This is a genomic window from Paraburkholderia sp. SIMBA_053 (assembly GCF_046534895.1).
Lineage (GTDB): Bacteria > Pseudomonadota > Gammaproteobacteria > Burkholderiales > Burkholderiaceae > Paraburkholderia > Paraburkholderia caledonica.
In genome coordinates, this window is record NZ_JAWRXU010000002.1 from 222808 (window position 1) to 237637 (window position 14830).

Sequence of the window (14830 nt, forward strand, 5' to 3'; positions counted from 1 at the left end):
GCGTGCTGGCGCTGAAGCTCGCGCTCGTGCCGGCGTTTCTCGCCGCGCTGACGATCGCGGGACGCTTGTGGGGACCGTCGGTCGCGGGATGGCTCGCGGGCCTGCCGGTCGTCGCGGGACCGATCGTGCTGCTGCTCGCACTGGAGCGCGGACCGTCGTTCGCAGCGCCGGCGTCGGTCGCGTCGATTGCGGCGATTGCCGCGTCGGAAGCATTCAATTTCACATATGCGTGGAGTTGCCGCCGGTGGCCCTGGCCGCTCGCGTTGGCTGCGGGCATGAGCGGGTGGCTGACAGCGGCGGTGTTGCTCGTTCATCTGCGCCACTCGCTAGTCTGGGCGGTGGGCGCGGCTTGCGTGGCGGTCGCGGTTTCGCAGAGCGCCTTGCCGCGCGTGTCAGCGCACGTGCCGGCCGGACGCCTGGGCGCGGTCGACCTTGCCATGCGCATGCTTGCCGGCGCGCTGCTGACGCTCGCTGTCACGAGCCTGTCCGCGTCGATGGGCGCGACGTGGAGCGGCCTGCTATCGGTGTTTCCGTTGCTCGGCATCGTGCTCGCCGTGTCGGCGCAACGTGAACACGGCCCTGGCTTCGTTGCGTTGCTGATGCGCGGCATGGTGATCGGGCGCGGCTCGTTTGCGGCGTTCTTCGCGGTGACAGCAGCGATGTTGCCGCGCTATGGCGTGTGGCTGAGCTTTGCGTGCGCGTCGGCGATTTCCGTCGTCGTGCAGGGCGCGACGCGGCGCATGCTGGATTCGAGCCGGCCGCTGCAAGCGGTGTCACGTGAGACATCGTTGCAGCAGACGGTGGATTGATTTTTGCCGGTGCTTGCGGGCGATCGCCCTTGCGCAGCTAGTCTGCGTGCAACGAGCCTGATTGCGACCAGACCCGAGCTTCACGGATACTGTCGTCATGACTTCGTCTAATCGTCGCGCGCCATCGAGCCGCATCGGTCTCATCTCCGACACGCACAACCTCGTGCGTCCCGAAGCGCTCGAATATCTCGCGGGCTGCGACGCCATCATTCACGCGGGCGACATCTGTAACGAGGCCGTGCTGGAGGCGCTCCGTCAGATCGCACCGCTCACCGTCGTGCGCGGCAATAACGACACCGGCGAGTGGGCCGCGTCGCTGCCTACGCATGCGACGCTCAACGTGCAGCAGGTCGCGATTCTTGTCGTGCATGACATCGCCGACGTGCCAGCCGATCCGCGCAACGACGGTATCGGCGTGGTGGTGACCGGCCATTCGCATAAGCCGTCGATCACCGAGCGCGACGGCGTGCTGTTCATCAACCCCGGCAGTGCGGGGCCGCGGCGCTTCAAGCTGCCGGTGTCGGCGGGCATCCTGACGGTCGAAGGATCGCGCGCGCAGGCGAGATTCGATCTGCTGCTGAAATGAAAACGGGCCGGCAAATCTGCCGGCCCGTCGTACGTCTATTTTCGATGTAACTGGAATGCCGCGCGGTACGTCGGCTTCGCTAGCGCGATTACCGCAATCAAGCCTGATACCGCGGTTAGCGGCGACTGCCGAAGGAATCGTGTCGCGTCACCGCGGCTACCGCGCCGCAGTCAATCACGCACGCGCCGTAGCAGTGGCTGCGTAGCGTTCGTCCATCTCTTCGGCTTCACGTTCGCCGCGCAGTACTGCGTGCGCTTCGGCGCGCGTCGCCACGCAAGGGCCCGAGCCGAGCAGCGGCTTGCGGGCGGTTTCGCGAAGCGCCATCACGGAGACGATACCGATCAGCGACGCGCCCATCAGGTAGTACGCAGGCATCATCAGATTGCCGGTGCGGTCGACGAGCCATGCGGTCACCAACGGCGTCGTACCGCCGAACAGCGACACCGAGATATTGAAGCCGATGGCCAGCGCGCCGTAGCGGATTTTGGTCGGGAACAGCGCCGGCAGTGCCGACGGCATCACGCCCGTGAAGCACGACAGCAGCACGCCGAGAATCATCAGGCCGCCGAACACGGGCACCAGCGTGCCCATGCGGATCAGCAGCAGGGCAGGGATCGACAGCGCGAACAGACCCACGCAGCCGAACAGCATCACCGGCTTACGGCCGATCGTGTCGGACAGACGGCCGGCTGCGAGCGTCATCGGCATCATCAGTACCATCACGAGCAGCACGATGAAAAGGCCGTGCGATTCGTTGAAGTGCAGGGTGGCCGACAGGTAGCTCGGCAGGTACGAGAGCGCCATGTAGTCGGTCACGTTGAAGATCAGCACGAGGCCGACGCACAGCAGCAACGGCTTCCATTGCTGCATGAGCAGATTGCGCAGCGACTGCTTCGGCACCGCCTTGTCTTCGGCTTCGCGTTGCTCGGCCTGCTTCTTGAACGCGGGCGTTTCTTCGAGCTTCATCCGGATATAAAGACCCACCAGGCCCAGCGGACCGGCGATCAGGAACGGCACACGCCAGCCCCACGACAGCAGCGCATCGTTCGACAGCGTCGCGGTCAGCACCGCAACCGTGCCTGCGCCGAGCACGTAGCCGATCAGCGTACCGAACTCAAGGAAGCTGCCCATGAAGCCGCGCCGCTTGTCGGTCGAAAATTCGGCGATGAAGGTGGCTGCTCCGCCGTATTCGCCGCCGGTCGAAAAGCCTTGCACCAGACGCGCTACGAGCAGCAGCGCCGGCGCGAGGATGCCGATCGAGCCATAGCTCGGGATCAGCCCGATCGCGAACGTGCCGATCGCCATCATGATCATGGTCATTGCGAGTACGCGCTGACGGCCGATGCGGTCGCCGAGCGGCCCGAACACCATGCCGCCGACCGGGCGCACGAGAAATGCGGCGGCAAACGTTCCGAACGTGGCGATCAACTGGGCGGAAGGGCTCGACGACGGGAAGAACACTTTGCCGAGCGTGACAGCGATGTAGCTGTACACGCCGAAATCGAACCATTCCATTGCGTTGCCGAGCGCCATGGCGCCGACGGCACGTTTGAGGAGCGAGTTGTCGACGACGGTGATGTCGTCGAGAGAAAGGCGCTGTTCTTGTTTGTGATGTCGCCAGAAGCCGTTGCTGGAAGCGGTCAAGGTAAAACTCCGATGACTGCGACGAAACTCATGATGCGTTCCGCCACGGTTGCTGGGAAGTGCAGTTTCGCAAACGGGGCGATGGCGTTCTTGCGCCGCGAAGGCGAAAGAGTGGGCGCGCGTCGGAAAAGAAACGCGAAAGCGCGGCAATAGCAGCAAACGCCCGTGCCTCGCGAGCCAGGTCGCGAAAAAACACTCGATTAAATTGTGTTGACTGTTGCACCTGCGTGGCCGTGGAGGGGGGCAGATGCATGAGGACGCAGACGGCTGGAGGCCGGACTACGCCACTGGAAGGCTTGAAACGAAAAAGGCCGGTGCTTTATTCGCCGCCTGAATGACCCTTGGATGACCGAAGGGCGACTTCAAACCGCGATACGACCGACAAGCCTTCTTGTATAAAAACTGTTCCATCGCGATGGACTCACGCAGTGCAGGCACATGGCGGGTCGCAAGGTCAGAGAACGCGAATGTAGGTGAATTGCTGTTGGAACGACGCACATGTTAGCACGATGACAGAGGATCGTGCAAACCCGGTTTCGCACCCGCGGTTTGCCGAAGGCGCTCGATCCCTTGCGGGGCGGGAGATTCCGGCGATCGAGACAGTCTTGAAAAGACATCTGGAAGAGCACCGAATGTACCGTTTGGAGAGTTTGTGCGGCAGGCGAGGGGCGAAAAAAATCCGCGCACCTGGCGCGGATTTCGTCGCTACTGCTGCGAGTGCGGAGCACTCGAATTGCGCTCACTCAGCTGGCGGCGGCACATAACCTTGCGCCGTATCTGCGCCTTCGCCGAAGAAGAACTTTTCGGTCTGCTTCATCAGATACTGTCGCGCGCGCGGGTCGGCCATGTTCAGACGGTTTTCGTTGATCAGCATGGTTTGCTGCTTCAACCAGGCTTGCCACGCTTCCTTGGAAATGCTTTCGTAGATCCGCTTGCCGAGTTCGCCCGGCAGCGGCGGGAAATCGAGGCCTTCGGCTTCCTTGCCGAGCTTCGCGCATTGAACCATACGAGTCATGCTGTGCTTCTCCTGTGTCGACCGGAGTGAATGCTTCGGCACTCACTCCAGTCCCATAAAAAATAATTACCGTAATCGATACGAGGACGGGCGGTCGCTTTATATGGGGCCGCTCAGAGCTGTTTCATCAGCACGAGCGATTTGCGCTGCCAGTTGTACAGTCGGCGGCGGTCTTCGGGCAGGTCGTCGACCGTGACCTTGACGAAGCCGCGCTTGAGGAACCAGTGCTCGGTGCGCGTGGTAAGCACGAAAATGCGCGTGAGCCCGCGGGCCCGCGCGCGTTGCTCGATGCGTTTGAGCAGGCGCTCGCCGTCGCCGGTGCCCTGCGCTTCGGGCGCGACTGTCAGGCAAGCCATTTCGCCGATGCGCTCCTGCGTGTACGGATACAACGCCGCGCAGCCGAACAGCACGCCATCGTGCTCGATCACCGAGAAATGGTCGATGTCGCGCTCGATCTGATGGCGGCCGCGCCGCACCAGTGTGCCGTCCGATTCGAGCGGCTCGATCAGCGCGAGAATGCCGCCGACGTCGTCCGGCGTGGCTTCGCGCAGACTTTCCAGATTCTCGTACGAGATCATCGTGCCCACGCCGTCGTGCAGGAACAGTTCGAGCAGCAGACTGCCGTCGAGCGCGTAAGGGATGATGTGCGCCCGCGCAACGCCGCCGCGGCATGCGCGGATCGAATGCTTCAGATAGAAGCCCGCGTCGCCGGTGACTTCGCCGCTTTCGTGCAGCTTGTACGCGTCGTCGAGCGACAGTTCGCGGATCAGTTCGGTGCCGTCTTCGCCGGCCTGCATGAGGCCGGGCGTTTCGGTCAGGAACACGATCTTGTCGGCGCGCAAGGCGATGGCGGCAGCCGAGGCGACGTCTTCCATTGCGAGGTTGAACGCCTCGCCGGTGGGCGAAAAGCCGAGCGGCGACAACAGCACCAGCTTGCGGCTTGCGAGCGAATGGCGGATCGAATCCGCGTCGATCTTGCGCACCACGCCTGTGTGCGCGAAGTCGACGCCGTCCAGAATGCCGACCGGGCGCGCCGTCACGAAGTTGCCCGAGACGACGCTGATGTGCGCGTGCGCCATGGGGGTGTTCGGCAAGCCCTGGCTGATGGCGGCCTCGATATCCAGACGCACTTCGCCCGCGGCTTCTTTCGCGGACTCGAGCGCGCGGGCGTCGGTAATGCGCATGCCGTGCGAAAACTCCGACTCGACGCCGTGCAGACTCATCTGTTCTTCGACCTGCGGCCGGGAGCCGTGCACGAGAACGATCTGGATGCCCATGGCCTGCAGCAGCGCGATGTCGGACACGAGCGCATTCAGGAGCCCCTGATGCACCACTTCGCCGCCGAAACCGACAACAAACGTCTTATTCCGGAACGCGTGGATATAAGGGGCGACTGAGCGCATCCAGTCGACGAATTGCGCGTGCTGTGCGAGGTTTTCCGTTGCTCCGGCGGGGGCCGGAACGCTCGCGGGCGCGGGGACGAGGTCGGTTTGGGAATTCATGCCGGGGATTATAATGCGCCCCCATGTCGAATGTACCCAAAAGTCCCGCCGCGGCGAATGAGAATGCGGCGCCGGCCGCCGATCAGGCGAACTCCGGCGACGCGCAGCGCCGCCCCGAAAAGGACGCGAACCGAAGCAACCCGGACGCGCCTCGCAAGGCGCGCGAGCCGCATCGTGCCGGCGAACGCGCGCAGGCGTCTTCCAACCAGAAGAATCCGTCTCGCACAGCGAAGGATGTCGAGCGCGCTGAGCCGTCGGGCGAGACGCGTAGCGCACCTGAATCGCGTGAACGGGGCGAACAACGCAAACAACGCGGCGAACAACGCGGCGAACAACGCGGGCAGAGCGCTCAGAGTGACCAGCGCGACCAGCGCGACCAGCGCGGGCAGCCGGAGGCTGGAAAGCCATCGCGCCAGCAACCGCCCCGTGAACCGCGCGCCCCACGTGAGGCGCGCGTGGTGCAGCCGAATCCGGTTCCGCCGATCACTTTCCCCGAAGCGCTGCCGGTCTCGGCCCGCCGCGACGAAATCGCCAAGGCGATCGCGGAAAACCAGGTGGTAATCGTGTCGGGCGAAACCGGCTCGGGCAAGACCACGCAGTTGCCGAAAATCTGCCTCGCGTTAGGGCGCGGCCTCGGCGCGGGCGGCTCGGGCTTGATCGGCCACACACAGCCGCGCCGCATTGCCGCTTCGGCGACGGGCCGGCGCATCGCCGAGGAGCTTGGCACGCCGTTCGGCGAAGTGGTCGGCTACAAAGTGCGCTTCACGGACAATCTGTCGCCGGGTGCATCCGTCAAGCTGATGACGGACGGTATTCTCCTCGCCGAAACACAGACTGATCCGCTGCTCAAAGCGTATGACACGCTGATCATCGACGAGGCGCACGAGCGCAGTCTGAACATCGACTTTCTGCTCGGCTACCTGAAGGAAATTCTGGCCAGGCGCCCCGATCTGAAGCTGATCGTGACGTCGGCGACGATCGACGCCGACCGGTTCGCGCGCCACTTCGGCAGCGAGGAAAAGCCCGCGCCAGTAATCGAAGTGAGCGGGCGGCTTTACCCGGTCGAGGTGCGCTACCGTCCGATCGAAGAGGACAGCCCCGCCGTGAAAGCGGCGCAGGGTACGTCAGGCACATCGGGCGGTCCGGCGTCGCGTGAACGTGCGAAAACTCCGCGAGAGACCGGCAAGGAGCGCGACCGCGATCTGATGGAAGCGATCGTCGACGCCGTCGACGAACTGTGCCGCGAAGGCCCCGGCGACGTGCTGGTGTTTTTGCCTGGCGAGCGTGAAATCCGCGACGCCGCCGAGGCGCTGCGCAAGCATCATCCGCCGCACACGGAAATCCTGCCGCTGTTCGCGCGCCTCTCCGCCGCCGATCAGGAGCGCGTGTTCCGCACCTCCAACGCACGGCGCATCGTCCTCGCGACGAACGTGGCGGAGACGTCGCTCACGGTGCCGGGCATTCGCTACGTGGTCGATACGGGACTCGCGCGCGTGAAGCGCTATTCGTATCGCAACAAGGTCGAGCAGTTGCAGGTCGAGCCGATCTCGCAGGCCGCCGCGAATCAGCGGGCAGGGCGCTGCGGGCGGGTGGCCGACGGCATCTGCATTCGCCTGTATGACGAGAGCGATTACCAGAGCCGCGTGCGCTTCACCGATCCGGAGATTCTGCGGTCGTCGCTCGCGTCGGTAATTCTGCGCATGAAGTCGCTGCATCTGACGGCGATCGAGACGTTCCCGTTCATCGAGCCGCCGCCGGGCCGTGCGATCGCCGACGGCTATCAGCTGCTGAACGAACTCGGCGCCGTCGACGACGACAATCAGCTGACGCCGCTCGGCCGCGAACTCGCGCGTTTGCCGCTCGATCCGCGCGTCGGCCGGATGATTCTCGCCGCGCGCGATCAGCAATCGCTGAAGGAAGTGTTGATCATCGCGAGCGCGTTGTCGGTGCAAGATCCGCGCGACCGGCCGATCGAGGCGCAGGAACAGGCCGACCAGGCGCATCGCCGGTTTGCCGACGAACGCTCGGAATTCCTGCAGTGGCTGAAAATCTGGAACTGGTTCGAAGAAGCGATCGCGCACAAGAAATCGAACAAGCAGTTGCACGAGGAATGCCGGAAGAATTTTCTGTCGCAATTGCGTCTGCGCGAGTGGCGCGACGTGCATTCGCAACTGCTGACGGTGGTGCGTGAACACGGCTGGCGTCTGAACGAAGCTGAAGCGACTTTCGAGCAGATCCATCTCGCGCTGCTGACCGGTCTCCTGGGCAACATCGGACTGAAAGCCGACGACGAGCCGTACTACCTGGGTGCACGCGGCATCAAGTTCTATCTATGGCCGGGCTCCGCGCTCGTCAAGAAAGCGGGCAAGTGGGTCATGGCCGCGGAACTCGTCGAGACGAGCCGTTTGTACGCGCGCTGCATTGCGAAGATCGAGCCTGAATGGATCGAAAAAATCGGCTCGCATTTGCTGAAGAAGTCGCTGTCAGAACCGCATTGGGAGAAGCGCGCGGCGCAGGTGTCGGCCTTCGAGCGCGCGGTTCTGTACGGGCTGCCGATCTATCACCGGCGGCGCGTGAGCTTCGGCAAACAGGACCCTGCGCGAGCGCGCGAACTGTTCATCCGCGGCGCGCTCGTCGAAGGTGAGTTCGACACCAAGCTCGGATTTTTCGCGCACAACCGCAAGCTGCTTGCCGACATCGAGCAACTGGAACACAAGTCGCGCCGTCAGGATGTGCTCGTCGACGACGAACTGATTTTCGCGTTCTACGACCAGGCGCTGCCGAAGGGGATTTACACCGGCGCGTCGTTCGAGCGCTGGTATCGCGATGAACTGAAGAAAAGCGGTCAGCCCGAGGACAAGCTGCGCCTGCTGTATCTGTCGCGCGACGACCTGATGCGACACGAAGCTGCCGGCGTGACGACCGATCTGTTCCCGAAACGGATGACGATGGCGGGCGTCGAAATGGCGCTCACCTATCACTTCGAGCCGGGTTCTCCGCGCGACGGCGTCACGCTCGCCGTGCCGCTCTATGCACTCAATCAGGTCGACGCGCGGCGCTGCGAATGGCTCGTGCCCGGCATGCTGAAGGAGAAGACGCAACTGCTGCTCAAGTCGCTGCCGCAGAAGCTTCGGCGTCACTGCGTGCCGCTGCCGGAATATGCGGCCGGTTTCGTCGACCGGCATGGGCCGCCGCGTTTTGGTGCTGGCGGTTTGCTCGAAGCGTTGATCGCCGATATTCGCGAGCAGAAGCAACTGATGCTGAAACAGTCCGACTTCAAGCTTGAGACGTTGCCGCCGCATCTGTTCATGAACTTCAAGGTCGTGGACGAACACGGGCGGCAGCTCGCGATGGGGCGCAATCTGTCGCAGCTACGGGCGGAACTGGGCGGTCAGGCCCAGCAGCACTTCCAGAAGATCGCATCGAGCGCGGCAGGCGCGGCGTTGGCGGATGCGGCCGGTTCGCGGACGGACGGAGCAGGAGTTGGTGGAGCGCCGCGGACGGCGCCTGCCTCCAGTGGTCAGGCACAGCGAGGGAAGGGCGCGGCTGCGTCAGCGCCGCAGACGCCGTCGCAGGGTGGCGCGGGTAGCGCAGGTAGTGCGGGTAGTGCGGGTAGTGCGGGCGGCACGGCGCTGTACGAAAACCTCACCACGTGGAATTTCGGAAAGCTGCCGGAGTTGCTCGAGATCCGTCGCGGCGGGCAGACGTTATTCGGTTACCCGGCTCTCGTGGATCGCGGCACGCATTGCGACGTCGAGGTGTTCGATTCGCCGGATGAGGCCGCGCGTATTCATCGGGCGGGCCTGCGTCGGCTATTCGCTTTGCAGCTGAAGGAGCCGATCAAGTATCTGGAGAAAAATCTGCCGGGCTTGCGCGAAATGGCGATGCAGTTCATGACGCGCGGTACACAGGAGGAGTTACGCGATCAGCTGATCGACACCGCGCTCGATCGCGCCTGCCTGCAAGACCCGCTGCCCGACGACGACGTCAGTTTCCACACACGCCGCGATGAAGGGCGTAGCCGGCTGACGTTGCTGGCGCAGGAGATTGCGCGGCTGGTTGGGCAGATTCTCGGCGAATATGCGTCGGTACTGAAGAAGCTGGTGCAGGCGAAGTCGTTCACGGCTGCGCACGCGGACATGCAAAATCAGCTCGACGCTCTGATCGGCAAGCGATTCGTGGTGGACACCCCGTACTCGCAGCTCACGCATTTTCCGCGTTATCTGAAGGGTATCGCGTTGCGGATCGACAAATTGAAGGCCGATCCCGCGCGCGACGCACGGCAGTTCGCGGAATTCCAGCCACTGCTGCAGAACTATCAGCGAGCGGTCGCGCAGCGCGGCGGCGTGCGCGATGCACGTCTGTCCGAGTTCCGCTGGCTGCTCGAAGAGCTGCGCGTTTCGCTGTTCGCCCAGGAGTTGCGCACGCCGATGCCTGTGTCGGTCAAGCGGCTTTACAAGGTGTGGGATTCGATGCAGCGGTGAGTCGTTGGGAGGGGCGTAGTGCGTGGCGGTGGCTCGGGCGTTTGGGGGCCGCTGCGCATGCCGGGCGCTTCCTGCGCTTTCCTCGCCTTCAACCGCGCTGAACAAAAAAGGCGCGTGACACCCGTTTCTTATGGAGCACGGGTGTCACGCGCGAACAGGCGCAATCCGGCGCCGGACCTGCGCCGACCTGCTGACTCCATATTTAGCGCCGCGATGCACGGCGCGCTGCCGGACCGGACGCCAGCGCGCCAGCCCGGCAGCACTTACTTACCAGTGCATACCCGCACCGATCGATGCGCCGATCTGGCCGCGCGAGTCCGTACTGCCTTGCAGCTTGTAGACCCACTTGCCCGTCTCCGACAACTGCGACACGCCGATGGCAAGCGCTGACTGGCCGCCATAGGTGCCGCCGGCCATCGCGACCATGCCGTGACCGGGCAGCACAGCTTGCGGCAGACCGACCATGGCTAGAGCAGATGCAGTGCCGCCGTACGAGTCGCGTCGAGCTGAGCGGATCTGGTCGTCGGTGTAGCTGCGCGCCTCGCCCACCGCGCCGTTCGCGCTCTGCTGCAACTGATTGACGTTGACTGCGTCCGTGCCTTGCACGCCGGCTGCGACATTGGCGATCTGGCGCTCCTGACCTGCGGCGCCGACGGACACCGTATTCGCGCGATCCGCGATCGAGCCTTGGCCCAAGGCGACGGAATTCGCGCCGCTAGCATTGGCGGCCGCGCCGAGCGCAGTCGCGTTGTTGCCGCCTGCGATGGAATTCGCGCCGATTGCGGTGGCGTTCACGCCGGTGGCCTGCGCGTTCGCGCCGCCCGCGACCGAGTGTACGCCCGACGACACGGCACCTTCGGTGTCGCGATTACCTTCGCCGCTGAAGAACGGATTCGCTGCGTTGACCACGGCGTTGTTGACGGCGCCGGTGATCGCAGCGTTCAGTTGACCGACGTTGACGGCATCGGAAGCGTCGACGCCTGCGGCGACGTTATGGATCGTGGTGCCGCCGCTGGCAGCATTGCCACCCAGCGTGACGCTGTTTTTGTCGACGTTGCCATTGGCGTCCTGGTCGTACATCACTGCACCGTCGAGCTTCGCGGCGTTGGCAGCGCCTTGGTCGCTGACGGTTTTCAACTGTGCGACGTTGACGGCGTCGGTATCGGCCGTGCCGGCTGCGACGTTCGTGACCTGCCGCTGGTTACCGGCCGAGCCGACCGAGACCGTTCCGGCGCGATCGGCGATGGAACCCTGGCCGAGCGCAACGGAGTTCGCGGCGACGGCGCTTGCCTGATAGCCGAGCGCGACGGAGTTGGAAGCCGCCGCGTTTGCCTGATAGCCGACGGCAAGGGAGTTGAGCCCCGCCGCGCCTGCCTGATAACCGAGGGCAGTCGAGCCGTCGCCTGACGCACTAGCAAAGCCTCCAACGGCGGTGCTGTAGCCACCCTGCGCCTGGGAACTGGTGCCGGCGGCCAAGCTTGCGTCGCCGGCGGCAAGTGCCGAGCTGCCGATGGCAACCGCGTTGCCCCCGGTCGCCGATGCGTCGTCGGTGCCGTCGTTCAGGCCGTTTGCCTTGAAATAGCGCGCCGCGTTCGCACTCACCGTTTGTAACTGGCTCAGGTTGACGGCGTCGGTTGCCTGGGTGCCGGCAGCGACGTTGGTGATCTGGCGTTCGTTGCCGGCTGAGCCGACCGAGACCGTTCCTGTGCGATCAGCGATTGAACCTTGACCGAGCGCGACCGAGTTGGCGGCGACAGCGCTTGCCTGATAGCCCAGGGCGACCGAATTGGCCGCGACAGCGCTAGCCTGATACCCGAGCGCGACCGAGTTGGCCGCGACAGCGGTTGCCTCATAGCCGAGGGCAGTCGAGCCCTCGCCTGACGCGCTGGCAAAACCCCCGACGGCGGTACTGTAGCCGCCCTGTGCGTGCGAACTCGTGCCGACGGCCGAGCTTGCATCGCCTGCGGCAAGTGCCGAACTGCCGATGGCGACCGCATTGGCCCCGGTCGCCGATGCGTCGTCCGTGCCATCGTTCAGGCCGTTGCCGTTTGCCTTGAAGTAGCGCGACGCGCTTGCGGTAGCGGCCTGCAACTGACTGACGTTGACGGCGTCGGTTGCGTCCGCTCCGGCCGCGACATGCGTCAGGCGGCGCTCGTTGTCTTGAGAGCCGATCGATACTTCGCCCTTTGCGACCGTAGCCGCAATTGTCGTGGGATCGGCGCCAGCGGGTACATACGCGGGTTTGCTGAGGTCCGCGCCCGTTGCGGATTGAGCGCCGAGCGCCACGCTGTTGTCAGTGGAGGCTGCGGCACCGTAACCGATCGCGACCGAGTTCAAGCCTGTAACCAGGGCCGCGTAGCCGAGCGCCGTGGAGTTCCCGCCTGAGGCAGTAGCCGACGGACCACCGGCGAAGGCGTTGTTGCCCGACGCCGTGGCCGCATAGCCCAGCGCGACACTGCCGATCGCGCTGGACTTCGCGCCGTAGCCAAGGGCGGTCGACTGCGTTGCGGTTGCGGCTGCGCCGCTGCCTAAGGCGGCGCTGCCATCCTTGTCTGCGAGCGCTCCTGACCCGGCCGCGATCGAGTCGATGCCGTTTGCACTTGCCAGCACTCCCGTGGCAACCGCGTGATCACCAGCGGCAACGGCTGCGGTCCCCGTTGCGACCGAATCGGCGCCCGACGCCACGGCGCCGTTTCCTGCTGCAATCGACCGGAAACCCTCTGCACGCGCACTCATGCCCAACGCTGTCGAACCGTCGGCTGAAGCACTCGAACCCGCGCCTTGTGCGATCGAATTTAACCCGGAGGCTGTTGCCCCTGAGCCCACTGCAATCGAGTTGTCTGCCGCCGCGGCGGCGCCCGCACCTTCCGCAATGGAACTCGTACCCGATGCCGTCGCGTTCAATCCGAGCGCCACGGAGTTATCTCCGGCGGCGGCTGCGAAAGGCCCCGCGGCCGTGGAATTGACGCCTGCCGCCATCGCGTTCGCCTCGCCCAATGCCGCAGCCGCCGCGACAACCGCCAGTACGACAAGCTTCGTGCGCGTAGAGCCGCGCTTGGTCTTCGCCGTTGACGTTTCCGGCGTCGCTACCCAGGTTGCCGTCGCTTCGCACCAGATTGATTGATGGATTTTGTTCACTTGTCTTGAAACTCCGCGCAGTTGTGTCGTGGCCGGAGTGGACGAAATAATCGGAGAGGGCGTCATCGCCCATTAATCAGGTTGCGTGCGGAAAATATCGGCTATTAACGCGAGCCTGCCTGCTGCCATTATCTGGCTGTTGCTTTCGTGTGGTTGCCCACGCCCGGATTATCTGCGTCACACTCGAAACGTCCACGGGATTGAGGGTTGGACGATGAGCACGCGAGATTGTCGGAGCGCGCTGCGAACGGCGGAAATAAGCGAAATCCGAAAATATGCGAAACAAATCCAGCGGTCGTAAATCGATCGCTTAATTTGGTTGTAAAGCGAGGCGGAATAGAGAGTAGTCGTGATTATTCCGAGTTTTAATAATGCGGAGCGGAGATTGTCTTACCGCGTCCGCGCCCAAATGAGACTGACGTTTCTTGCACCGCCGACGCACCCGGAGGCAGATTTCAAGCTTTCCGCAAGCGTCCCATCCGGCCCCTCATTTTCCGTGAGCGACACCCCGATCTGCGTCAACCGCAGGCCCGGGCAAACGTTCTACAATGACGGTCGTTCTCCGAAGTGAGTTTTCATGCGTAAATTTTTTCTTTCTGGCGTGACAGCCACGTTCGCCGCGGGCATGGCTCTCGTAGCCGCCGCAGGCGTTTTTTCTCCGGCGGCCCATGCCAACAACGTGATCGTGCTGAATTCCGCCGAAGCCACGCTGAGCCTTATCGACGAGACGACTCGCCAGGTAGTCGGCACTGTACCGACCGGCAAGGAACCGCATCATCTGATGGCGACGCCGGACAACTCGTCGCTGATCGTGGCGAACTCGGTCTCGAACAACCTGATGTTCGTCGACCCAAAGTCGGGGCAGGTGCAGCGCTGGGTCGAAAACATTGAAGACCCGTACCAGATCGGCTTTTCGCCTGATCGCAAGTGGCTGGTTACTACCGGTTTGCGCCTCGACCGCCTCGATATCTATCACTACGACGGCCAGAAGAACCAGATGACGCTCGCGTCGCGTCTGCCGCTCGCGGTCATGCCGAGCCACATGGCGTTCACGAACGACAGTAAAACGGTGTTTGTCACGCTGCAGGTCTCCGGCGAACTCGCCGCGATCGATCTGGCTACGCAAACCGTCAAGTGGAAAATGAAGGTCGGCAAGGTCCCCGCCGGGCTCTGGATGACGCCGGGCGAAAAGTATCTGCTCGTCGGCATGACCGGCGCCGACTACGTGGCCGTGGTCGACTGGCACACGCAGAAGATCGTGAAGACCATTCACACGGGCAACGGCGCGCACAACTTCCGCTCGCTCGCCGACGGCAAGCACGTCGCGGTGTCCAACCGGGTGGCAAGCACGATCAGCATCATCGACGAAGATTCGCTCACCAATGTCGGCGACATCACCGGTTTGCTGCCGGGTCCGGACGACATGGAACTTTCCGCCGACAAACGGTATCTGTGGGTAACGTTCCGCTTCGCGAAGCACGTCGGCGTCATCGACCTGAACACGCGCAAGCTGATTCAGACCATTGCGGTAGGCCGTTCGCCGCATGGCATCTATTTCTTTAATCGTGCGCCGGTCACGGCGCCGAATGGCGCGTGATAATGCAGCTATCCAAGCCGCTTTTGAGCGAGCCGCACCGATCGAAGTAACCCGA

At 63.9% G+C, this 14830-nt stretch carries 8 protein-coding genes; 4 read left to right on the forward strand and 4 right to left on the reverse strand.

Annotation, left to right across the window (positions count from 1 at the left end; translation table 11 throughout):
- Window positions 1-2: 2 nt before the first annotated feature.
- Both SB753_RS07580 and SB753_RS07585 read left to right on the forward strand, forming a co-directional pair.
- On the forward strand, window positions 3-809 hold the full coding sequence (locus SB753_RS07580; protein WP_410799825.1) for a hypothetical protein: 807 nt from the start codon (window positions 3-5) through the stop codon (window positions 807-809).
- A 97-nt stretch (window positions 810-906) separates the two neighbouring features.
- Window positions 907-1395, forward strand: coding sequence for a metallophosphoesterase family protein (locus SB753_RS07585; RefSeq protein ID WP_410799827.1), 489 nt, complete (start codon window positions 907-909; stop codon window positions 1393-1395).
- Between the two features lie 174 nt (window positions 1396-1569).
- On the opposite strand, the gene proP is transcribed toward SB753_RS07585, so the two are convergent.
- From proP to argA, 3 genes are all read right to left on the reverse strand, one after another.
- A complete protein-coding gene (proP, locus tag SB753_RS07590) occupies window positions 1570-3039 on the reverse strand; it encodes a glycine betaine/L-proline transporter ProP (RefSeq protein ID WP_020065467.1) in 1470 nt (489 codons plus the stop codon).
- 739 nt (window positions 3040-3778) lie between these two features.
- On the reverse strand, window positions 3779-4054 hold the full coding sequence (locus SB753_RS07595; protein WP_027775455.1) for an oxidative damage protection protein: 276 nt from the start codon (window positions 4052-4054) through the stop codon (window positions 3779-3781).
- A 113-nt stretch (window positions 4055-4167) separates the two neighbouring features.
- Complete coding sequence (gene argA / locus SB753_RS07600; protein ID WP_020065469.1) at window positions 4168-5556, reverse strand: amino-acid N-acetyltransferase; 1389 nt, start codon at window positions 5554-5556, stop codon at window positions 4168-4170.
- Between the two features lie 23 nt (window positions 5557-5579).
- Between argA and hrpA the strand changes: the two genes are divergently transcribed.
- Window positions 5580-10040, forward strand: a complete 4461-nt coding sequence (gene hrpA / locus SB753_RS07605; RefSeq protein ID WP_410799829.1) for an ATP-dependent RNA helicase HrpA — start codon at window positions 5580-5582, stop codon at window positions 10038-10040.
- A 267-nt stretch (window positions 10041-10307) separates the two neighbouring features.
- Here hrpA and SB753_RS07610 read toward each other — a convergent pair whose 3' ends face one another.
- Window positions 10308-13178, reverse strand: coding sequence for a YadA-like family protein (locus SB753_RS07610; protein WP_410799831.1), 2871 nt, complete (start codon window positions 13176-13178; stop codon window positions 10308-10310).
- 577 nt (window positions 13179-13755) lie between these two features.
- Here SB753_RS07610 and SB753_RS07615 point away from each other — a divergent pair.
- Entirely contained in the window at window positions 13756-14775 is a 1020-nt protein-coding gene (locus tag SB753_RS07615; RefSeq protein WP_020065472.1) for a beta-propeller fold lactonase family protein, read from the forward strand.
- Window positions 14776-14830 lie beyond the last annotated feature (55 nt).

Coding starts and splice junctions, on each gene's coding strand:
- SB753_RS07585 (WP_410799827.1), top strand. CDS start 907: ATGACTTCGTCTAATCGTCGCGCGCCATCGAGCCGCATCGGTCTCATC.
- SB753_RS07595 (WP_027775455.1), bottom strand. CDS start 4,054: ATGACTCGTATGGTTCAATGCGCGAAGCTCGGCAAGGAAGCCGAAGGC.
- SB753_RS07615 (WP_020065472.1), top strand. CDS start 13,756: ATGCGTAAATTTTTTCTTTCTGGCGTGACAGCCACGTTCGCCGCGGGC.
- hrpA (WP_410799829.1), top strand. CDS start 5,580: ATGTCGAATGTACCCAAAAGTCCCGCCGCGGCGAATGAGAATGCGGCG.
- argA (WP_020065469.1), bottom strand. CDS start 5,556: ATGAATTCCCAAACCGACCTCGTCCCCGCGCCCGCGAGCGTTCCGGCC.